The following is a 20,605-nucleotide window of genomic DNA, read 5'->3' as shown; positions in this document are numbered from 1 at the left end:
CAGATATTGCCATTTGGCATAAGTATCCTTATTTTATGCCGAAGTGAGGTGCGCCATGCTTGTCGAGATCCCCCGGACTGTTGCGACCCCGGCGGTGCCGGAGATTACGGTCGAGGAGGCCGCTGCGGCCGCCCGGGCGGTGATCAGGCTCTTCGAAAAATGGGGCCTGACCGACGCCGTCGCGCGCGAGATCCTGGGCGGGCTTTCCGCCCGGACCTATGCCCGCTGGAAGGCAGGGGACCATGGCCGGATCGACCGGGACCTCGCCACCCGCCTGTCCCTGCTGATGGGCATCCACAAGGGCCTGCGCACGCTCTTCACGGAGCCTGAGCGCGGCTATGCCTGGGTCGGCAAGCCGAACGACGCCTTTGGCGGCCGGGCCCCGGTCGAGATCATGGCGCAGGGCGACATCTTCTCGCTGGCCCGGGTGCGCTCCTATCTCGATGCCGAGCGTGGTGGTTGGTGAGCGACGCTCCGCCCGTCATCCGCGTCCATTGGCTCAAGGCGTACCGGATCATCCGCTCGATCTATCCGCCGATCGACCTGTTCGAGGACATCGCCGACCCGAGCGACTGGGAGGCGCTGGCCTCGATCGAGTCGAAGACCAACCCACGGATCTGGGAGCAGATCGGCCGGCTCGATCTCGTTCCGCCGGCGCGACGTGTCGCTGGACATGGGGCGAGCTACCTGATGGCGCCCTTCGTCCATATCAGCACGGATCGGCCAGGCCGGTTCACCGACGGCACCTGGGGCGTCTATTCCGCCGGCCAGAGCGATGAGGTCGCGATCCGCGAGGTCGCGCATCACCATGGCCGGGCGATGGCGGCGAGCCGGGAGGAGGGCGGCTGGACCTCGCAGTTCCGCGTGCTGATCAACCAGGTCGATCTCGACCTGCATGATGTCCGGGCCCGGGCCGACCTGCACGACGCGGACGACTATTCCGCCTCCCAGGCGGTTGCGCGGCAGATGCGGGCGGCGGGATCGAACGGGTTTTTGTATCTGAGCGTGCGCTGCCCCGGCGCAGAGTGCATCGCGATCTTCTGGCCGGATCTCGTCCCGATCCCGGTGCAGGGCGACCATTACGACTTCCACTGGGACGGCGCCCGCGTTGACAGGGTGCGGAACTGCCGGACAGGGACGATCCTGGCGCTGTAGCCGAAGAAGCGGACTCAAGTCCTTGGCCGGTCACGCTTTCTTTCCGAGAGGATCGATCACGGAATGGTCGCCGGCGGCGTTCGCGTCAGCGCGAGATGATTTCGCGAACAAGGCTGACGAAGCCCCGAAGATGCAGCCAGAACGCGATGGTGGGCTTCCGGTCCAGCTCGGCTGCGACCTGGGTTGCAGGATCCCTGCGAAGGGCCCGCCAGAAGGACCTCAACCTGGCATTCCAGCGGGACACGCTTCCTTCGGTCATGGCGGCGGTTCTGCGCGATATGAGCTTCGGTCCGCAGAATGGCGCAAAACCATCAGCTGTCCTTGATCCGGATCAAGTCGAACGCCGACAGGGCTGGGGCCGGCCGAGGTCGGCGCCCGCAGGTCCGTTCGGCGCCATTCCAAGAATCGCCCGAGACTGCGCGCGCGGCGGGCAGGAAAACTTGATGGAAATCAATGCTGTGTTGCGAAACAGGAGGATGATGGCGTCCAGGGTTCGGAGCCTCAACCATGCAGACCCCCGGTCAGAACGAGACGATCTCCTTTCTGACGTCGCCGAATGCCTTCGGCTGCGAGGCGGCGGAGATGGTTTCCACCCATATCTCGTTCGTTCTGCTGATCGGCTCGCGGGCCCTCAAGCTGAAGCGCTCCGTCAAACTGCCCTATATCGATCTGTCGACGCCGCAATTGCGGCTGGCGATGTGCGAGCATGAGCTGGTGCTGAACCGCCGGACGGCGCCGGATCTGTATCGCATGGTTCATCGCGTCACCCGCGAGCCTGACGGAAGCCTGGCCTTGAACGGCCAGGGAGAACTGGTCGACGCGGTCGTGGAGATGAAACGCTTCGACGACAGCTTCCTGTTCGACCGCATGGCCGAGGGAGGAGGGCTCACCGCGGCCATCTCGGCCGATCTCGGCGGCGACATCGCCCGGTTCCACCGCTCGGCGCCCGTCTCGACGGATGGCGAGGGCGCCAGGCGGATGGAGCGCGTGCTCGCGGTCAACGAGCGTGCCTTCGCCAGCGCGGACATCCTGCCTTGCCGCGAGGTCGAGGCGGTCACCGCAGCCTGCCGCGAGGCGTTGGCGCGCCATGCCGGATTGCTCGACCAGAGGGCGGGCGATGGCAAGGTACGGCGTGGGCATGGCGATCTGCACCTGCGCAATATCTGCCTGATCGACGGAAAGCCGCTGCTCTTCGATTGTCTGGAGTTCGACGAGGATCTCGCCACGGCGGATATCCTCTACGACCTCGCCTTCGTTCTGATGGATCTCTGGCACCGCAAGCTCGAAAGCCTCGCCAATGTCCTGTTCAATCGCTATCTCGACACGATTGGCGATGAAACCGGCCTGCGCCTGCTGCCCTTCCTGATGGCGGTGAGAGCGGCCGTTCGGGCTCATGTCACCGCGATCGACAGCGGCAAGGCGGCCGCCGCGAGGATGTCCGAAGCCCAGGCCTATCTCCAGCTTTGCCGCGACCTCCTGAAGCCAAGGCCGGCCATCCTCGTCGCGATCGGCGGCTATTCGGGCTCGGGGAAATCGACGCTCGCCGCCAGGCTCGCATCGAGCCTCGGGCCCGTTCCGGGCGCTCGCATCGCTGCGAGCGACCGCATCCGGAAACACATGCACGGCGTCGCGCCCGAGACGCGGTTGCCCTCCAGCGCCTATGCCGATGACGTCTCCACCCGGACCTATCGCGCGATGGCGGAGCTTGCCGGGAGCATGATTGTGCAGGGCCATGCCGCGATCGCCGACGCCGTCTTCGACCGTCGGGTCGAACGGGAGCGGATCGAGGAGACGGCGCGACATGTCGGTGTGCCGTTTCGGGGGCTCTGGCTTGATGCTCCGGCCCAGATGCTGGTCGAGCGTGTCGCGGCGCGGCGCGGCGACGTATCGGATGCCACGCCGGAGGTCGTCATGGCCCAGCTCGCGCGGCGGGGTGCTGCGAGCGACTGGACGAGAATTGCCGCCGGGGAAGACACCGGCGTCGTCACTGCTGCCGCTCTGACCGCGATCGGCTCGCAAGCCGTGGCGCAGGCGATCTGGCCGGCTGCGGGCTTCAGCCGGCAGGAGAGGGTCCAGGTCAAGTGAACAGGATCGAGACAGGGGACTGCCATGGCGAAATCCATCGCCATCGTGCCGGGGCTCCCGGACTCTGCGCCTGGACGTCACTGCGAGCGCAGACGGCAGGCTATGCGGCAGGGACCGATGCGGCCGGGCACCACGTCGCGACGATCCGGCAGACGGTCGCAAAGGCCTCCAAGGGCTGAGCAAGTGACCGGGCCCGAGGCGTGCCAGGCTCCTCGCCTGCAGACAGGACGCCCGAAGCTCGCGACGGATCTGAATAAAAGTGCTCTGCGAGCGTCCCCTGGCAGCGTCGTCGACAATTGTCAGTGATCCAGTTGTCAGAGATCGAAGAGCCGTGTACGCGGCAGCCTGTTCAGCGATTATCAGGGAGGCGCGCGATGGTCAGACTGTTTGCTAAATCAGCGCTCGCTGGTGTCGGGATTCGCTTCAAGCGCTAATTCCTGCCGCGGCGAGCATCGCCGGGATCGTGTCGCCAACACCACATCTGCGCTCTGGCGCATCGTTGGCCACCCATATCCACCATCTCAAGATGGGTGCGAATCTAAGTGCATCGCAGGAATATGCCATGTTGAAAGAAGAAAGGCAGCATTTCGCTGCCGAAATGCGTTCTGTCGCCGTAGAGAAGCTTTGCGTTGAGGAACACGACTGTGTTCTTTCATTGCGCGTGCACGCCAACCAGGCGTCGTTCGTAGCCAGCAATAGTGATTCACTCGAAGAGGCAGAAGACAATCCTGCCTGCGTGCCGCTCATTATTCGAGCGGCGGGTGAACCGGTTGGTTTTGCCATGTACGCTTTGGATGAGGACGATGGAAAATACTGGATCTATCGCCTCATGGTCGACGAGCGCTTTCAGGGCAAGGGTTACGGGCGGGCTGCTCTCACGCAGATCCTCAATACCCTTGCAGAGTTGCCGGACTGCCCATGCGTCATTCTAGGTGTGAAACCGGAGAACAAGCAGGCGCGCAGGCTTTATGAAGGCGTTGGATTTCGCATCACTGGCGATGTCATCGACGGTGAGATCGTGATGAAATACGACATCTGACCTGCAACGGCCGGCGGCTGCGAAGCCGCCCCCGGGGCCAGATCGCGGTCCCGCCGGGCGATGCTGCGCAGGTCCCTGTCATCCGCGGCCCGGTTGGAAGGACGCGCCGATGCCACCGCATGCTGGCAGGCGCCTCGGGCGCGAAGGACCTGGCTCTCGTCCTCATGCAGCTGTCCGCGGTTCTCGGGCGGGCCGGAGGGAGCGCGTACCCGCTCTCACTCCTTCGCGGGCCGGCGTCAGGCGCTCGCTACCGGAATGGTGATCCCGCACTCGCGGAGCGAGCATGCGGGCTCGATCAGCTTGTCGCAGATCGCCTGCTTGGCAGAGACGGCGTTCCCCCCGCACTTCAGCACCCGGTCGATGACATCGGTGACAATTGGAAACCTTCGGGAATGTTGCGCACGATCATGTCGACGGCCGAGGCTCTCAATCGCGTGTCCGTGCAAGCCTCGGCGTGAGGGCAAGAGCAGTCGCCAGGGATAGCCGACAACGACAGGTACGACCGAGCGGAGCGGGGGGCGAGCGGTGGCTCAAGGATCAGGGCCCATTGTTTCCTGGCGAGCAGGCGGGTTCGGCATAATTGAGCCAGAACAAGGAACGCCGTCCCGCGAACGGGTAACAACAGCAGCAGGCTGTAGAAATAGGGGGCGGGGGCGTGGCAATTGGGAGGACAATCGCATGGCGATGGATGAATCGAACCGGGTACTGACCACGCGAACGGGCTTCAGGTTTCATGTCCGGCCCGCGCGGCCCGATGATGAGGCGGGACTGGCGGAGTTCTTCAGGCATGTGACGCCTGAGGATTTGCGCTTCCGCTTTCTCAGCACGATCCGGGAGGTGAGCCATGATCGGCTCGTTGCGATGACGCAAATCGATCATCGCCAGACCGAGAGCTTCGTGGCGCTTGCGGACGACGGAAAATCGATCATCGCCACGGCTATGCTGGCTTGCGATGCCGCTCTCCAAAAGGGGGAGGTCGCGATCTCGATCCGCAGGGAGGACAAGCACCGCGGTGTCGGGTGGGAGCCGCTCGGCCATATCTGCAGATTTGCCGAGGCGAAGGGGGTCAAGGTCGTCGAGTCGCTCGAGAGCCGCCAAAACCGCGAAGCGATTGATATTGAACGGGAGCAAGGCTTTGAGATGGGCGACCATCCGGAGGATCCCAACCTTGTGATCTTGAGAAAGACCATTGGAAAGACCTGAAGACGATCTGCCCATGCTGCTGCCCCGTGGCCATCACGGCGGCCGGCCAGTGTCAGCAGGCAAAATCCCGCTCCGGCACTTCGCGTCTTGAAGGCCGAAGCGCAAGGTCGGGGCGGTGCTCCGCGGCGAACACGCTTGCCACCCGTGCACGGCGGCGCCTATGTCGTTCAGCGGGCGCCCAGCGCCATCGGCCCCTGGTGATCGCGGTCGAAGGATGCATTGGGTCCGATCGTCTCATCCGCAAAGATGGTCCTGCCGCGCTCGCCCGCGAAATAGTCCCTGAGCCATGGGTCATCGTGGGCCAGCAGATCCTGCAGCGTTCCGATCGCGATGACTTTGCCCCGTGCGATTGCCGCAATCCTGTCGCAGGTCGCATGAAGGCTGCTCAGGTCGTGCGTGATCATCATCACCGTCAGGTTCAAGCTGGCCTTCAGGGCCAGCAGCAATTGATCGAAGGTATCAGCGGCGATGGGATCGAGGCCCGAAGTCGGCTCGTCGAGAAACAGGATCTCGGGGTCGAGGGCGAGAGCGCGCGCCAGAGCTGCCCGCTTGGTCATGCCGCCTGATAGCTGCGCCGGATGCTTCTTCGCTGCATCGCGTGGCAGGCCCACCATCTCGAGCTTCAGCATGGTCATCTCGTCGGCAAGACCTGGCGAGAGATGCAGGGTTTCCCGCATCGGCAGCTGGATATTGTCTGCGATCGTCAATGATGAGAACAGGGCGCCCTGCTGGAACATGACGCCGCAGCGTTGTTGCAGCATGCGACGTTCGCCCTCCGAAAGGGCATCGACATCCCTCCCGAAAATCTCGATGACCCCCTCCTTCTTGGGGAGGAGCCCAAGAATGGTGCGGGCCAGGACCGATTTGCCTGACCCGGAGGCGCCGATCACTCCGAGAATCTCGCCGCTCATGATCTCGAGATCGAGATGGTTCAGCACGATCTTGCTGTCGAAGGCGACCACGACCCCGCGGGCGCTGATGATCGCGTCCGCCTCTCGTGTCGCTGCGCCATGTCCGAGCTCGGCCATAACAGCCTCTTCCCCACGGCGAGCGCTCCGCGCTCGCCGTCATCCCGATCGCCGGTTCGGCCCGCCCGTCGGGTCGGCGGCGTCCCGGGCAACTTCCGGGCTAATGCGCGAGAAGCAGCGGCACGGGGGAGGCGGCGAGCAGGTCCTGTGTGACGCCGCCCAGAATCCACTCCCTGAAGCGCGAGTGGCCATAGGCGCCGGCAACGATGAGGTCGGCAGAAATCCTGCCCGCCTCGGCCAGTAGGCTTTCGGCTGGCGATATGTCATTGCGCAGGACGCTTGCCGTGGCACCGACGCCGTGTCGGGCGAGATGGGCGGTGACATCGGCAAGCGCCTCCGCCCCGCCCATCCGCCCGTGGGCTTCTTCGCTGACCGTGACGATATGGACCTGCGTCGCCTCGCCGAGCAAAGGCATGGCTTCGGCGATGGCGCGGGCGCTCTKCCGGCTGTCAACCCAACCGATCAGGATCGTGTGGATCGCCTGTCTCGGCATCGTTCCAGGGGGCAGCAGGTAGAGACCGCGCCCGCCATCGAACATCACGCTTTCGATCAGCGCGTTCCAGCGCGTCAGCCCGTCTTCGCGGGGGCAGGTGGCGACGAAGAGGTCGTTCCATCGCGCCTCCGTCGCGACGGCCTGTGCCAGCATCCCGGGGAAGGCGTCGATGCGCCTCAGCTCATGCGTCGGCCCGAGACGAGCCAGGCGCTCCCTGAGGCGCCGCTCGACGCTGTTGCCGTCCTCGATCATCGCCTCGGTCAATTGTCCGATCGCCGTGATCCCGAACTCACCGGCATAGAGTGCCGGGTCGGGGAGAAGGTTGGTGTAGAGGCCGGTCAGTCGCGCGTCACAGCGCGTCGCGAGCGCTTCGGCATGGGCCAGGCGCAGCTCGTCTTCCGGCATGCCGTCGAGATGAACGGCGATATCCCTGAAGACGTTGCCCGGGGCGGGCCGCAACGCTGCAGCGGGCTGGAAGGAGGCAGCGGGCTTGGAAGATAAGGCGCTGTCGCTCATCTCGACCTCCTGATGCGTCGCGTTGGCCGCGCAGCGATGATGAAGCGGCAGTTGCGGTATTCGCGCATTGATTCTGGTCAAGTCCGGCGGCGCTGCGCACGTCCGATCCGGTTTCGGCGACACAAGCGCAGGGGTGAGGCCCGGGGCTGTCCTTGACCGGGCCAAGGATGGCTGGCGCCGCCCCGGCCCCTGCGCCGGCGCCTTCTGTGGATCGGAATGTCGACGGGGTGCGTCGCCCGTCCTTGACAGAACACGAATGTGGCCGCCGACTGACCTTCTTTGGTGTCGCGGCTCATGTCCTCCCAAAGCGCCGGCATTCTGATGTATCGCCTCACGGGCGCGGAGGTCGAAGTCCTTCTCGTCCATCCCGGCGGGCCGTTCTGGCGGCACAAGGATAATGGGGCGTGGTCGATACCGAAAGGCGAGCTGGGGCAGGGCGAGAGCCCGGCCGAAACGGCGCAGCGCGAATTCGAGGAGGAACTCGGAATCCCGCCGACAGGCGCCCTCGTGCCGCTTGGGCGCATTCGGCAAAGGGGGGGGAAGGTGGTCGAGGCCTTCGCGCTGCGGGGCGACCTGACACCGGGGGATGTTCGTTGCAGCAGCCTTGTCGAGATCGAGTGGCCGCGCGGCAGTGGCCTGATCCAGCGCTTCCCCGAAATCGACCGGGCGGCCTGGTTTCCCCTTCCCGAGGCGCGGTTGCGCATCCTGGCCGCTCAGGGCGAGTTGCTCGACCGCCTCGAGGACAGGCTGGCCAACAAGAGCTAGGCCGGCTGTCCCTTTCGCACCGGCCTTGCCTGGATCGCGAGCATGCACCCACTATCTCGCCGGGGTCTCGTCCGCGGTGGCTCTGACCTTGGCCGTCGCTTCCAATCCAGCTTGAAGTCCGTTCTCGCAGGGCCAGAACGTAAAGCGCAGCCGCTTCGCGAAAGTACACGCAAGAGCAGATCAGAGCCCCAACCCAAACACCCAGCGGCGCGTCATAAGGGATGATGCGCAGCATCTGCTTCACCGGCATGGCAAGGAAGTGCAACCCGTCCGCATCAGCATCGAGCAGGTCAAGCAACCCGGCAATCGCCGGCTCTGTGACTTCGGTCACAGACGGACCGGCAGGCGCTCACGGTAAGGTCGCACACCCTCCCAATCTGGACCCGCCGCCATGGCGGGTCTCTTTTTGGGCGAATGGTCCTGGAATGCGGCTCGTCTCGTTCGCCGACGACAGCGTCGATCGCGACCCTGCGTGGCAGGTCAGCTTGACGCCGCCCGCAATCCTGCGACCGGCGCCTGACCCTCAGGCCTGAGCTCTCAAGCCGGCAGGCGCGCTTTGCCTGTCGAAGAAGACCTCGCAGGCCTCGGCAACCCGCGCGACGGACGCGTCATCCACATCGAGATGGGTCACCCAACGCAGCGTTCCGTAGCGCCCGCCGACGGCGATGCCGCGACCGCGCAGAAAGGCGACGAAAGCGCTGGTGTCGAGCCCCTTGGGGGTCATGAACACCATGTTCGTGCGTGACGGTCCCGCGCCAAGCTCGGGAAAACGCGCCAGCACGGTCGCAAGAGCTGCGGCGCGCCGATGATCGTCAGTAAGCCGCGTGACATTGTGCTCCAGGGCGTAGATCGCGGCCGCGGCGAGCACGCCGGTCTGACGCATGCCGCCGCCCAGCATTTTCCTGATCCGGCGGGACTTTTCGATGAAGTCTCTGGGGCCGACGAGGACGGAGCCGACCGGCGCGCCCAGCCCTTTGGAGAGACACAGGGACAGGGTGTCGAACTGCGCCGCGATCCAGGCCGCGTCCCGACCGCTCGCCGCCGCGGCATTCATCAGTCGGGCGCCGTCCAGATGCGTCGCAAGCCCGCGCGAGCGGGCGAGGTGCGTTGCGGCCTGCAGGTAGGCGTCGGGCAGGACCAGGCCGTTGAAGGTGTTTTCCAGCGCCAGCAGCCGCGTGACCGCGAAGTGAAAGTCGTCCGGCTTGATCGCGTTCGCAATGGCGTCCAGCGCGATCGTCCCATCAGCCTCGTTGGGCAAGGGCTGCGGCTGGATCGAGCCGAGGACTGCGGCGCCGCCGCCCTCGAGCCGATAGGTGTGAGCCATCTGGCCAACGAGATATTCATCGCCGCGGCCGCAATGGGCCATCAGCCCGGCGAGGTTCGCTTGCGTGCCGGTGGGGAAGAAAAGGGCGGCTTCCTTTCCCAATCGCTCGGCGACCATCGCTTCCAGGCGACTGGTGGTCGGGCAGTCGTCATAGACGGCGTCGCCAACCTCGGCCGTAGCCATGGCAGCCCGCATCCCCTCATCGGGGCGTGTGACCGTATCCGAACGGAAGTCATCCACTAGCATCGATCAGATCCTGGTTGAGCGTGAACGTGCCCCGCGAGGGCGCACCGGCTACTGCATGGAAAATGACGCAAGCCCTTCGTTGGAGCCAGCCCTGCCTTGGACCTCCGGCACCTCACGATAAGCACTTGACGCGGCATCAGGCTCGGCCCTTCGGCCGGTTCACTCCAGGCCGCCGAGGCTGGTCTGCTTGAAGCGCGATCATGGCTTCGCCCGTCTGCCGCATGGCTTCGATGCAAATCTCCAGGCCGAGATGATGTTCGAGGGCAATCTCCACGGCATCCCCGATCTGCGCGGGCGATCCGCCCAGCACCGGTGGCTACCGGCCGCGACCGCAAAAAAGACGGGCGGCTCGCTCGGAGCTGCCCGCCACTTGCTTCGCGTTTCCTTGGATCATCGGACCGGATATCGTATCGGGTCCGATGATCTAACCCTTTGTCTTTGCGTCGGCTTTGCCCCGAAAACCGCAATCCACTTTCGGGCCGATGCTTTAGTTCCCGGGCTTGTTCTTGATCGCCTGATCGATTTGCCGTTTTACGGCTTCCAGATTGAACGAGGCCGGGTCCTGCATCGGTGGGTAGTCAATCGCAGTACGAGCCAGTTTGGCGACTTCGTCCTGAACGGAGACGAACCGCCAGAACTCCCGGGCGTAGAAGTCGTTCATATAGCCGCCACCCAGGTCATTGAGGCTCTGCCCGCCGATCGACGGGGTTCGTTCGAACGGGTCCTGGCGGATATTGACCATGGTCGGCATGTCGGTGGTGACCTTCGCGCCGGGCCAACCCTGCGGCTGCTGGAAGAACTGGTACTTGAAGTTGTCGATCCGAACGGCGCCGAGTTGCGGACCGCCGAAATAGAAGAACTCATGCCGTGCGGACGGACCGTTGCCTTGGAGCAGATCGATCTGGTTGTAGCCGTCGAGATGGTTCTTGTAGGTCCTCTCGCCCAACGCCACGCCCTTCAGGAGCTGGCCGGTGATGTCGCTATTGCCGGCCGCAGCCAGGAGCGTCGGGAACCAGTCCAGCGCCGAAAAGATCCCGTTTTCGACCGTGCCAGACTTGACCTTGCCCGGCCAGCGAATGATCGCGGGCGCCCGGAAGCCGCCTTCCATGACCGTTCCCTTGGTCCCCTTGAACGGGGTCATCCCGCCATCGGGCCAAGTGAAGACTTCGGCACCGTTGTCGGTGGTGAAGATGACGATCGTGTTGTCCGCCTGGCCTGAATCCTCCACGCATTTCAAAAGGGCGCCGACGCCGTCATCGAGCTGCGCCATGCCCGCCTCTTCAAGGCCGTAATTGGTATTGCTGTTCATCAGCGACTGATATTTCGGCGACAGGAAGGTCCAGACATGCATGCGCGTCGTGTTGTGCCAGACAAAGTACGGCTTCTTGTCAGCCTTGGCCTTGTCCATGAAGTCACATGACGACTTGACCAGTATTTCGTCGAAGGTCGTCATGTCGTATTTAGCCTTCGGCGTGATGTCGTGCATGTTTGGCACGTTGGCCATGTTGGGGTAGGGCGCCAGAGGTCCCTCGTCCACGATCCTCTGCTTGCCGACCTTGCCCCAGCGCGGCATCTCGGTCGCGTCGTCCACGGTTGTGGCAAAGGTATGCACCAAGTTGCGGGGGCCGACCTTGTCGCGATAGGACTGCTCGTCCGGGAACGAATACCAGAACGGATCGGACATCGCGTCGAGGTGGTAGAGGTAGCCGAAGAACTCGTCGAAGCCGTGCAATGTCGGCAGGAACTTGTTCAGGTCGCCCAGATGGTTCTTTCCGAACTGGCCGGTGGCATATCCCTGAGTTTTCAGAGCGCTGGCGATCGTCGCTGCCTGGGCCGGCATGCCGACATCCGCACCCGCTTGTCCAACGGTGGTCAAACCCGTGCGCAAGGGGATTTCGCCGGTGATGAAACTTGCCCTGCCGGCGGTACAACTGGCTTCGGCATAGTAATCCGTGAACATCATTCCCTGCGCCGCCAGCCTGTCGAGGTTGGGCGTCTTCCCGGACATGATACCCCGGTGGTAGGCCCCGACATTGAACCAGCCTACGTCGTCGCCCATKATCACGAGTATGTTAGGCCGCTGTTGCTGCTGGGGCTGAGGTTGCTGCGCTATCGCAGGGAGACTCGCCCCGGTCAGCATGGCGATACTCGCAGAGAGACCAAGCCATTCGCGTCGACCAATCTTCATGTCCGACCCTCCAGGATGATGCTTGTGGCCGCACCTCGTGCCCATGGGCCTCCGCGGGCACCTTAAGAATTTATTCAAAATGGCGGCCGCGCCGATTTACCGGGATAGCAGGGCTGCGTGCTACTGTACCTTGGGGCAGTAGCGAACGGATCCATTGGCGCTTCGATGCCCCAGGAAGGGACATTCTGAGGGTCGGGCCTAGCCAAACTTCGTCCGTCACCGGCCTCGCCGCAAACGTCTCTGTTGGGTCGGGAGCAGCAGTCACCCCCACGATCAGGAATGTCAGCTTTCGGGTAGAGCTCCAATGCGCGCCCAACAGGTACAGGCGCGAGTATCACTCAGCGGCCCTCACGCGCGGAAACCGGATCCATGCAGCGCCGCGGCGTTTCCACCTGTCGGGCGCGGAGAGTTTCTGATGTCCGCTCGACGGAAACCGTAAGGGCGCCGATCGGCGGTTTGCGCTGCCGGATCAGTGTCCGGAGAAAACCAGTGTCTGAATCGGTAGCAGCAGCGCCTGGATCCTCAGGATCATGGCATGAACGAGCCCGACCGCGTCGACCGCATGCAGAGCGACCCTTTTGACTGAGCCGGTGTCCTTCGCCTCGATGCGATCATGGTTGCTCGAATAGGCATTGACGATACAGCTGCTGCCCGGCGTCACGCCGTCGAGCCCATCGGGATAGAGCGGCTCGAGAAATGTCAGGATCGTGCCGGGCTTGGCAATTTGCTGAACATCGATCAGCTGCTCGCCGCCGCGAAACTGCCCAGCTGCGATAAAATCCTGCAGCCCGGTCACCACCATCGGAATGATGACCCAGGGCTTTGAGACGCAGGTGGCCTCGGCAACCATGCCGACCTTCATGATCTGCGCCTCGATCTGGGAGAAGCCGGCCTGCAGGGAGGAGCGCCCGGCCTCCTCGGGGATCAGGACGCCGCCCGCGCGCATGTTCGGGTTGACGAGATCGCCGGCACGAAGCGCAAATTGTTCGACACGGCCGGTGAAGCCGGCCCGGATCACCGTCTTGTCGATATCGATCTGGGCCAAAGCCAGGTCCGCCTGGGCACTATCCCTCTCTGCCGGAAGCTGCGTCGAGATCCGGATCTGCGCGGTATCGCGCGCCGCGGTTGCCGAGTTCACAGCGGCTTCTCGCCCGGCGACGCGGACCTCCAGCCTCTCGATCTCACGCTGCGCGACGACATTCGCGTTCCGTCGCATCAATTCCTGCTTGGTCCGCAGTTCGTCCTGTGCCTGCTGGAGGTCGCTCCTCGCCTCCTGGATCTTGGATTCACTCGAGGCGAGGTCGGACCGGGCGACAACAAGCGCTGCCTCGGTCTCKGCAATCCTGCGGCGGGCGGTCTCGGCTGCCGCTTCCTGCGCGCTGCTGTCGAGACGGAAGATCGGCGCGCCCTTTTCKACCCTGCCACTGAGCCCGACAAAGACCTCGGCGACCTTTCCCCTGTTCTCCGGCATGATCGGCACGGCCCTGAAGAACAGGGTCGCGTTCGTGGTCGAGGGATGATTGTAGAAGACCACCGTGATCAACCCGACGGTCAGCATCGCGCAAGCCGTGATGCCCCAGCGCAGTTCGAACCAGACCGAGAAGAGCGTGATCTCCTTGCCGATCCGACGGCCCTGACCGTAGCGGCGAAACAGGTAGTCGGGCAGGATCGTCAGAAGCGAGCAGAACAAGAGCTCAAGCATGGGAGGGCTCCTTCTGCTCGGCGTCGCGCTTCGACGCGCGATCGGCGTGCGTCTACGAGGGATTCAACCGACGAAGTGGCTCAACGGGTGGGCCATCGCCGCGGTGATGGTGACTGCTGGCACTTCATTTCCACGAACGCTGGACGACGTCGCAAGAGGCTAGTGCTTCTCGACAGCGTCAGCAATCACTCACTCCAGACGTTTCGCGCTTGCAAGCAGCCGGCCAGCACTGCCGCGCCGATCTCCGAGCGGCGCCCGTCCTCGTCGGAACGGATCTTCTCTCCGGCGCGAACGAGCGTGCGCCAGTTCTTGGTAATCAGGTCGGCTGGGGAGGGCGCTAGCGGGCAGCCAGTGCCGGCGGTTTCTGCGCTCGAACCGGACAGGGTCTTGGCCAGGACCTCAAGGGGGCAGTGTCTGGAGCCGATCGGCCAGCGTCTCCGGCCACGGAGGCCAACGGGGACTTTCGGCCCCTTAGCGGACGTCAAACGACCTTCGCCAACCAGCCGCGCAGCAGTGCGAGATCATTGTCGGTCAGGGCGTGGCCGGAATTCAGGCTCTGGTGATCGACAATCGCCCCTGCGCGACGCAGTTGCGCCGCCATCTCGATACCGTCTTCCGCCCGCCTGCGAGCATCATGGGTCGCATCGACGACGAGCACCGGCGTGGCCGGCAATCGTGTTTCCCCTGGCGTCGCGAACGGCGAAAGCGGGCGCAGCAGCGCGGCTCCCCTGACCAGATCGGGAAAGAGCATCACCAGGGCGGCAGTCATGATCGCGCCGTTAGAGAACCCGACCAGGATCGGTTTGCTCCGGCTAGGATGCCTTGCGACGATCTCTGCCATGAAGGCTCCGAGAGCCGGCGCTTCGGCCCGGATGCTGTCTTCGTCGATGCTTCGATCGGGCAGGCGCCTGAAGAATGCATGGCCGCCCTCCCATGCGACCGCCCCGCGCAGCGAGAATGCAGCCGCGCTCGGAGCTGCAGCTGCCGCGACGGGAAGCATGTCCGTTTCGTTGCCCCCGGAGCCGTGGAGCAGGATCAGTGGCGGCGCCGATGGATCGCTGGGCTCAACGAAACTGAATTGCATGGGGTCAGCGGGCTTCGACCTGTGGAGTGGATCGGCAGAGATCCCACAGGCATGACGATGGCGTGTCAGCCTGGCAGCCATCTCCGACATTGCGGCAGATGCTGACACTGCCGCGGGGACCCGGATGGCGTTCACGGGGCGGCGTGGCCCGCCTCTATCCGCTGACTCGCGTCGCCTGGGAAAGCCGACGCATCTCGGCGTTCTCGTGCAGGTGCCGGCCGGGCGCGGCATTGCCGATGAGCGTGACGATCGCGTCCGCCACCGTTTCCGCAGGGATGGCCCCGTAGCGGGACAGCGGGCCGAGCATGATCGGGGTGAGTGCCGCGAAGATGCGCTGGCCGATCGCCTCCCAGACGCGCCGCTCCGCGCGCCCGCCGAGAAGGAAACCGGGCCGGATCAGGTCGACCCGCTCGAAGCCGAGATCGGTGACCGCCCGCTCGATGGCGCCCTTGGTCTGCCGGTCAGGAAGAAAGAGGGCGGCGGCGGGCGGGGCTTCGGGCCTGGCGGAGTGCGACCCAGCCAGAGGCGGACCAAGCTACGCCACCTCGGTCGCTCCTGTCTGCCGAGATCGGCGACACCGGCATCATCGCCACCATCAATCCCTCGGCCGGCCGGATGCGCGGTTCTCGGGGCCCCGTTTTCGGGAGGCCTGCAATAGCTGTGGGGCCGGATGAGTTGAGCGATGCGGCCGACAAATACGCGCCATGATCGACTGGCCCTGTACGATTTCGCCGTCCACGGGTGTCAGTGCGCGGCGAGGCCTGTCTTCACGGTTGAGGTTTGCTCATGTCCAGGATCCGTCACGCCCAATTGAACCCGAACGCACCGGGCGCCAGGGTGCGCCTGCGCCCGTGGCGGATGGAGGACCGTGAACTCGGTCTGGCGCTGTTCGAGAGCAATGTGCCCCGCTACTTCGCAGCGGCCKAGAGGCCCGATTTCCTCACCTTTCTCGACGACATGCCGGGGCCCTATTTCCTGCTGGAGTCGATGGACGGCGAGGCGCTGGGCTGCGGCGGCTATGCCGGCGGGGGCGAAGACCCCTCGGTCGCCTTCCTATGCTGGGGCATGGTGCGGGGCGACCTGCACAGTCGACGGCTGGGCGAGCGCCTGCTGAGCGAACGCTTGGCGCAGATCGCCGCGGAACCGGTATTCGAGACGGTGACCATCGAGACCACCCAGTATAGTTGCGGGTTCTTCGCGCATTATGGCTTCGTCGAAACCACCCGCGTACCGGACGGCTTTGCGCCGGGCATGGACCGCGTGGACATGACGCTGCAACTGGACACATACCGACACGCCATGAGCACGGTTGAGATCGCTGCGCCATCAACGTGAACAAAGCCCTTATGGTTTGCCCGCATCGTCTTCGTGAGCCTCAGTGCCGAACAAATCGGGCGGCCACGCGTTCCCCACGCGTTCCCGAGGAGGCGGCAGATCAGGCCGCCTCGAGCTCAATGGCACTGTGTGAGGCCACTGRCTCGCAGCAGGAGGCGAAACCATGGAACGCCGGGCATTCCTCACTGGATTTCTGGGCATGAGTCTTGGCCTGGCCCTCGCTTTGCGGCCCCAGGGCGCGCAGGCCGCCCCACGGCTCCAGGCGCCCGAGGCGCCAAACGCAGATCTGTCTGATCTGACGCTTCCGGACGGAACGCCATTGGATTGGGCCCAACAGCGTGGTTCGGATTGGGATCGTCGGCATCACCGTCCGCCGCAGCATCGCAGACATCACCGCCGCCATCGGCGCCAGGTCTGCCGTGTGCATCGTGACAGCTTTGGCAGGCAGATCCGCCGCTGCCGTTGGGTCTGAGATGACGGGACCGGCTGTCAGCGTGTGAAACACCGCTTCCCGCTCGTGCGAGGCTGGCCCTTGCCCGACCTTGACCGCGACCTGTCGCGGGCGCCGCGTATCAATGGCGACAGGGCAGGGTGGTGCCGTGAGACATGCTCCGGCTCATCCCTTCACTCGCGAGCCGGTGCCTTCGCACCGACATGGATGGTCTGGCTCTGCGAAACGTGGTTGGGGGCGATGAAGCCATTGCGATAGAGCAGCGCCCCGGCCTGGCCGCCTGTCAGGAAGGCAGCAAGGCCATACCCGCGCTGCCCGGTCCCGCGCGCGACGGCCAGACCGTAGGACGCCGTCACCGCGCAGCCCTGAGGCAGATCGACGGGCGCGCATGGGCCGGACGGATCGAGCCCCAATGTGCCGGATTGGTAGCCGAGGACGATATCGGCCTGTCCCGTCTCGATCAGCCATGCGGCCGGCGCGCGCCCAGCCGGCACCTCTGACGCGAAGCCGCCGCCGAGCAGCCGTCGAGCCTTGGCGGCAAGCAGCGCGCCGGCGCCCGGCCTCAGCCGGTCGATCCGCGCGAAGACCAGCTCGGCATAATCGCCCGATGGGTCGGCGCCCGGCGTCGAGGTCGCGAGCATGAGCGCCGGATTGAGCATGGCGTCGATCAGCCCGGCCGGTTGGATGCCGAGATTGCGGCGGACGACCGCACAGAACGGATTGCGGGCAAAGCAGATCGGCTCGTCGAACAGACCAGCTTCGAACAATCGGCGGGGATGGTCCAGATTGGCGGACGCGAAGACATCGGGCGCCGCGCCGGCTTCGATGCGCTGGCGCAGCAATCCGGCCGGGCCGAAGAGCGCCTCCACACGGATCGCGTGGGCCTGCTCGAACAGCGGCAGGATCTCTCCGAAAGCGCGGCGCAGGCTGCCCGCGGCATAGAGCCTGACGGGATCGGCCGCGGCGACCTCACTTGGCATGGCTGTCTCCCGGAACCGGCTTGCCGCCGTGCAAGACTTGGCTGTCCAAGACTTGGTCGCGCAAGACTTGGTCGCGCAAGACCTGGTMGCACAAGACCTGGTCGCACAAGACCCGGCTGCGCAAGACCTGACTGCGGAAAACCGGGGCGAAGGCAGTCAGTTTCCGGCCCTCGGCTGCAAAGCGCAGAAGGCGCACCGGCACCTTGTAGAGTTCCGCGAGATGGGCCTCCGTCATCGTCTCGGCGGTCGGGCCGATCAGATGCCGTTCGTCGTCGCCCATCAGCAGCACCCGGTCGGCGATGGCGAGGGCGTGGTCGGGATGATGCGTCGTGAACAGCACCGCGAGCTGGCGGTCGTCGCAGATGGTGCGGATCAGCGCCATGACCTCATCCTGATGGTGCAGGTCGAGCGCGGCGGCGGGCTAGTCGAGCAGCAGGATCGGTGTTTCGCCGGCGAGCGCCTGGGCAATCAGGACGAGCTGCCGCTCACCGCCGGAGAGCGACGTGAAGGCGCGTTCCGCCAGCGCCGCGATGCAGAGTTCGGCGAGGCAGGCGGCCGCGATCTCGCGGTCGCGTCGGCCGGGTGCCCGCAACAGCGGGATATGCCGCTTTCGCCCCATCAGCACGATCTCGAACGCGCTGTAGGAAAAGGCCGGCATGAAGGCCTGCGGCACGAAGCCGACGGCGTCCGCGACCGCGATGCGGCCGGCATTGGGCGCGATCAGCCCGGCGATCGCGCGCAGCAGCGTGGATTTTCCGCGCCCGTTGGGGCCGAGCACCGCGACGATCTCGCCCGCAGAAACCGTCAGGTCGAGCGCGCGGAACTGCCAGCGCCGGCCGTCATAGGAATGGCCGGCCTGCTCTGCCCGGATGCGGGGTTCAGCCATGGCCGCGCTCCGAGCCGGTGGCGCGCAGGAAGACGAGGGCGAAGACCGGCGCGCCGATCAGCGCCGTCAGGATGCCGAGCGGGATCTCGCTCTGGCTCAAGCTGCGCGCGACATCGTCGACCAGCACCATGAAGAGCCCGCCGGCGAGCATCGCGCCCGGCAGGAGCACGCGATGGTCTGGGCCGACCAGCATCCGCGCCAGATGCGGGATGACGAGGCCGATCCAGCCGATCACGCCGCTGACCGCGACCTGGGCCGAGACGATCAGGCCGATCAGCGCCAGCACGAGCCAGCGCGTCGGCTCGGTCCGGACGCCGAGCGCCCGTGCCTCCTCCTCGCCCAGCGACAGGATGTTGATGCGCCAGCGCAGCAGCAGGAGCAGGACGGCGCCMGGCGCCAGCAGCCCCAGCATCAGCGCGAGCTTGTCGTAATCGGCGGTGGCGAAGGAGCCGAGCAGCCAGAACACGATGCGCGGCAGCTTTTCCTCGGCGTCGGCGAGATATTGCACCAGGCTCACCAGCGCCCCGAAGAAGCCGCTAACCACGACGCCCGCCAGCACCAGCACCAGCATGTTGCGGCGCGCCACCAGCGCGTTCAGCGCGTAGACCATGAGCAGGGCCAGCATGCCGAAGAGAAAGGCCAGCAGCAGCAGGAGCCCGCGCGACCCGCTCATCAGGATCGTGAGCGTGCCGCCAAAGGCCGCCCCGGTCGAGACGCCGATGATATGCGGGCCGACCAGCGGGTTGCGGAACACCCCTTGCAGCGCCGCCCCGCACAGGGCGAGCCCCGCCCCGGCCGCTAGCGCGGTGAGGACGCGTGGCAGCCTGACCGTCAGCACGACATGGCGCTCGATCGCATCCGCGCCGTCGATTGCGAGCAGGATCTGCCCGACACGTGCCGGCGAAATGCCGTAGCGGCCGATGCCGAGCGAGACCAGCAGGACGAGCATGAGCGCGCCTGCCAGCAGCGCCAGAACAAGGCCGGAGGCGGCGCGCGACGTCTTGTGCGCGCCACGCGGCGGTCGGCCCCCGCCGTCAATGGAAGGAATCGTAGCCGGTGCGGTAGAAGCGCCTGTAATAGGCGTCCGCCTCGGCCTGCATGTCGATATCGGCGAAACGGTCGGGATAGAGCTTCTTGGCCATCCAGAGCTCGCCCAGCGCCATCGCCTCGGGCATGGGATAGCCCCAGGCCTTGGCATATTCCGGCATCAGGTAGATACGGCCCGCCTTGACCGCCTCGATCGGCTGCCAGGCCGGGGCGCGCCGGATCTCCTCGACCACCTCAGGATAGCGCTCCTGCACGAAGATGACGGCGGGATTCCATTTCAGGACATCCTCCATCGTCACCTGCTTGAAGCCCTGCAACGCGCTGGCGACATTGGCCGCGCCGGCGCGGTTMATCATGATGCCGGTATATTTGCCCGAGCCATAGGTGTTGAGGTCGGGATTGGCCATATAGGCGCTGACGCGCTGCCCCGGCGCGACCGAAGCGAGCCGCTTTGCGACCAGCTTGCGCTTGGCCTGGGCATAGGCGACCAGCGCCTCGGCCTCGTCCTTGCGGTCGAGCCCGGTACCGACCAGCCTGACGCCCTCGGCGAAACCGCTCTCATAAGCCGCCTGCTCATCGGCGACGACGGGGCTGACCTTGGTCGCCTCGCCCGGCGGTGCGCTCAGCATCGAGATCGCGATGACGGGAATGCCGGCCTTCTCGATCTGGCCGATCATCTCCGCCGGCGCGTAGTTGGTGACGAAGACCGCGTCGGGCTTCAGCTGCAGCAGGGCCTCGATATTGAGCTTGGTCAGGCCGCCCGGCATCGGCAATTTTGCGAGCTCGGGAGCAAGGCGGACATAGTTCGCGCCGAGCTGCTGCTTCCACTGGTCGAGGATGCCGGCGAGCTTGCCGGTCGCGTTCATCTGGACGACGAGATTGAGCGTCTGGTGCTGGAGCACGACGGCCCGCGAGACAGTGTCGGGCAGCGTCACCGTCCGCCCGAGCTGGTCCGTGACGATCCGCTCGGCATGGCCGGACGTCGCCATCAGCGGCGCAAGCAACAAGGCGAGGAGAAGAGCCGGGACGCGCGATCTCATGACTATCCTCCCGCAAGCCGATGAAGCGTCGGACGTGC

19 protein-coding genes and 1 pseudogene are annotated in these 20,605 nt (G+C 65.3%); 7 read left to right on the top strand and 13 right to left on the bottom strand.

Translation table 11 applies throughout. From position 1 onward, the window contains the following. The first annotated feature begins 55 nt into the window (after positions 1-55). The 5 genes from AC1DIO_RS19620 to AC1DIO_RS19600 all read left to right on the top strand — a co-directional run bounded on the left by AC1DIO_RS19620 (position 56) and on the right by AC1DIO_RS19600 (position 5,482). Complete coding sequence (locus AC1DIO_RS19620; protein ID WP_441491289.1) at positions 56-466, top strand: MbcA/ParS/Xre antitoxin family protein; 411 nt, start codon at positions 56-58, stop codon at positions 464-466. Beyond that, complete coding sequence (locus tag AC1DIO_RS19615; RefSeq protein WP_476853955.1) at positions 460-1,155, top strand: RES family NAD+ phosphorylase; 696 nt, start codon at positions 460-462, stop codon at positions 1,153-1,155. Before AC1DIO_RS19620 ends, AC1DIO_RS19615 begins: the two co-directional genes overlap by 7 nt. 507 nt (positions 1,156-1,662) lie before the next feature. After that, entirely contained in the window at positions 1,663-3,240 is a 1,578-nt protein-coding gene (locus AC1DIO_RS19610; protein ID WP_476853954.1) for a bifunctional aminoglycoside phosphotransferase/ATP-binding protein, read from the top strand. A gap of 499 nt (positions 3,241-3,739) precedes the next feature. Beyond that, entirely contained in the window at positions 3,740-4,279 is a 540-nt protein-coding gene (locus AC1DIO_RS19605; RefSeq protein WP_441507345.1) for a GNAT family N-acetyltransferase, read from the top strand. Positions 4,280-4,804: 525 nt separating this feature from the next. Then, positions 4,805-5,482 carry an N-acetyltransferase family protein gene (locus AC1DIO_RS19600; protein ID WP_476853953.1) on the top strand — a complete coding sequence of 226 codons (678 nt, stop codon included), beginning with the start codon at positions 4,805-4,807 and terminating at the stop codon, positions 5,480-5,482. 167 nt (positions 5,483-5,649) lie between these two features. On the opposite strand, the gene AC1DIO_RS19595 is transcribed toward AC1DIO_RS19600, so the two are convergent. Then, positions 5,650-6,510: an ABC transporter ATP-binding protein gene (locus tag AC1DIO_RS19595; RefSeq protein ID WP_476775996.1), complete on the bottom strand. Its 861-nt coding sequence runs from the start codon at positions 6,508-6,510 to the stop codon at positions 5,650-5,652. A gap of 100 nt (positions 6,511-6,610) precedes the next feature. Next, on the bottom strand, positions 6,611-7,519 hold the full coding sequence (locus AC1DIO_RS19590; RefSeq protein ID WP_476853952.1) for a universal stress protein: 909 nt from the start codon (positions 7,517-7,519) through the stop codon (positions 6,611-6,613). 294 nt (positions 7,520-7,813) lie between these two features. On the opposite strand from AC1DIO_RS19590, the gene AC1DIO_RS19585 reads away from it, so the two are divergent. Next, positions 7,814-8,284, top strand: a complete 471-nt coding sequence (locus tag AC1DIO_RS19585) for an NUDIX hydrolase (RefSeq protein WP_476853951.1) — start codon at positions 7,814-7,816, stop codon at positions 8,282-8,284. Positions 8,285-8,807: 523 nt separating this feature from the next. Here the strand turns inward: AC1DIO_RS19585 and ltaE are convergent. The 6 genes and pseudogenes from ltaE to AC1DIO_RS19555 form a co-directional block, all read right to left on the bottom strand. Further along, positions 8,808-9,854 carry a low-specificity L-threonine aldolase gene (ltaE, locus tag AC1DIO_RS19580; RefSeq protein ID WP_476775994.1) on the bottom strand — a complete coding sequence of 349 codons (1,047 nt, stop codon included), beginning with the start codon at positions 9,852-9,854 and terminating at the stop codon, positions 8,808-8,810. A 159-nt stretch (positions 9,855-10,013) separates the two neighbouring features. Further along, positions 10,014-10,164: pseudogene (locus AC1DIO_RS19575) on the bottom strand (L-serine ammonia-lyase); the annotation flags it as partial. A 177-nt stretch (positions 10,165-10,341) separates the two neighbouring features. Next, positions 10,342-11,994 carry an arylsulfatase gene (locus AC1DIO_RS19570; protein WP_441507351.1) on the bottom strand — a complete coding sequence of 551 codons (1,653 nt, stop codon included), beginning with the start codon at positions 11,992-11,994 and terminating at the stop codon, positions 10,342-10,344. Between the two features lie 517 nt (positions 11,995-12,511). Beyond that, positions 12,512-13,744 (bottom strand): HlyD family secretion protein, encoded by a 1,233-nt coding sequence (locus AC1DIO_RS19565; RefSeq protein WP_476853950.1) that lies wholly within the window; start codon positions 13,742-13,744, stop codon positions 12,512-12,514. A 481-nt stretch (positions 13,745-14,225) separates the two neighbouring features. Then, entirely contained in the window at positions 14,226-14,744 is a 519-nt protein-coding gene (locus tag AC1DIO_RS19560) for an alpha/beta hydrolase (RefSeq protein WP_476853949.1), read from the bottom strand. Positions 14,745-14,982: 238 nt separating this feature from the next. Continuing rightward, positions 14,983-15,135 carry a hypothetical protein gene (locus AC1DIO_RS19555; protein WP_476853948.1) on the bottom strand — a complete coding sequence of 51 codons (153 nt, stop codon included), beginning with the start codon at positions 15,133-15,135 and terminating at the stop codon, positions 14,983-14,985. 479 nt (positions 15,136-15,614) lie between these two features. On the opposite strand from AC1DIO_RS19555, the gene AC1DIO_RS19550 reads away from it, so the two are divergent. Continuing rightward, entirely contained in the window at positions 15,615-16,163 is a 549-nt protein-coding gene (locus AC1DIO_RS19550) for a GNAT family N-acetyltransferase (RefSeq protein WP_476853947.1), read from the top strand. Positions 16,164-16,787: 624 nt separating this feature from the next. Here AC1DIO_RS19550 and AC1DIO_RS19545 read toward each other — a convergent pair. From AC1DIO_RS19545 to AC1DIO_RS19525, 5 genes are all read right to left on the bottom strand, one after another. Then, positions 16,788-17,594, bottom strand: coding sequence for a substrate-binding domain-containing protein (locus AC1DIO_RS19545; RefSeq protein ID WP_476853946.1), 807 nt, complete (start codon positions 17,592-17,594; stop codon positions 16,788-16,790). Further along, a complete protein-coding gene (locus AC1DIO_RS19540) occupies positions 17,584-17,976 on the bottom strand; it encodes a hypothetical protein (protein ID WP_476853945.1) in 393 nt (130 codons plus the stop codon). Before AC1DIO_RS19540 ends, AC1DIO_RS19545 begins: the two co-directional genes overlap by 11 nt. Positions 17,977-18,015: 39 nt before the next feature. Further along, positions 18,016-18,480 carry an ABC transporter ATP-binding protein gene (locus AC1DIO_RS19535; protein WP_476853944.1) on the bottom strand — a complete coding sequence of 155 codons (465 nt, stop codon included), beginning with the start codon at positions 18,478-18,480 and terminating at the stop codon, positions 18,016-18,018. Then, positions 18,473-19,429, bottom strand: coding sequence for a FecCD family ABC transporter permease (locus AC1DIO_RS19530; RefSeq protein ID WP_476853943.1), 957 nt, complete (start codon positions 19,427-19,429; stop codon positions 18,473-18,475). Before AC1DIO_RS19530 ends, AC1DIO_RS19535 begins: the two co-directional genes overlap by 8 nt. Before the next feature lie 85 nt (positions 19,430-19,514). After that, entirely contained in the window at positions 19,515-20,567 is a 1,053-nt protein-coding gene (locus AC1DIO_RS19525) for an ABC transporter substrate-binding protein (protein ID WP_476853942.1), read from the bottom strand. Between the last annotated feature and the right edge of the window lie 38 nt (positions 20,568-20,605).

It is taken from the genome of Allobosea sp. 05T439, assembly GCF_056396005.1.
This window is presented reverse-complemented; position numbering and strand designations above follow the sequence as displayed.

Coding starts and splice junctions, on each gene's coding strand:
- AC1DIO_RS19545 (WP_476853946.1), bottom strand. CDS start 17,594: ATGCCAAGTGAGGTCGCCGCGGCCGATCCCGTCAGGCTCTATGCCGCG.
- AC1DIO_RS19535 (WP_476853944.1), bottom strand. CDS start 18,480: ATGGCTGAACCCCGCATCCGGGCAGAGCAGGCCGGCCATTCCTATGAC.
- AC1DIO_RS19560 (WP_476853949.1), bottom strand. CDS start 14,744: ATGCTTCCCGTCGCGGCAGCTGCAGCTCCGAGCGCGGCTGCATTCTCG.
- AC1DIO_RS19595 (WP_476775996.1), bottom strand. CDS start 6,510: ATGGCCGAGCTCGGACATGGCGCAGCGACACGAGAGGCGGACGCGATC.
- ltaE (WP_476775994.1), bottom strand. CDS start 9,854: ATGCTAGTGGATGACTTCCGTTCGGATACGGTCACACGCCCCGATGAG.
- AC1DIO_RS19585 (WP_476853951.1), top strand. CDS start 7,814: ATGTCCTCCCAAAGCGCCGGCATTCTGATGTATCGCCTCACGGGCGCG.
- AC1DIO_RS19620 (WP_441491289.1), top strand. CDS start 56: ATGCTTGTCGAGATCCCCCGGACTGTTGCGACCCCGGCGGTGCCGGAG.
- AC1DIO_RS19555 (WP_476853948.1), bottom strand. CDS start 15,135: ATGCTCGGCCCGCTGTCCCGCTACGGGGCCATCCCTGCGGAAACGGTG.
- AC1DIO_RS19610 (WP_476853954.1), top strand. CDS start 1,663: ATGCAGACCCCCGGTCAGAACGAGACGATCTCCTTTCTGACGTCGCCG.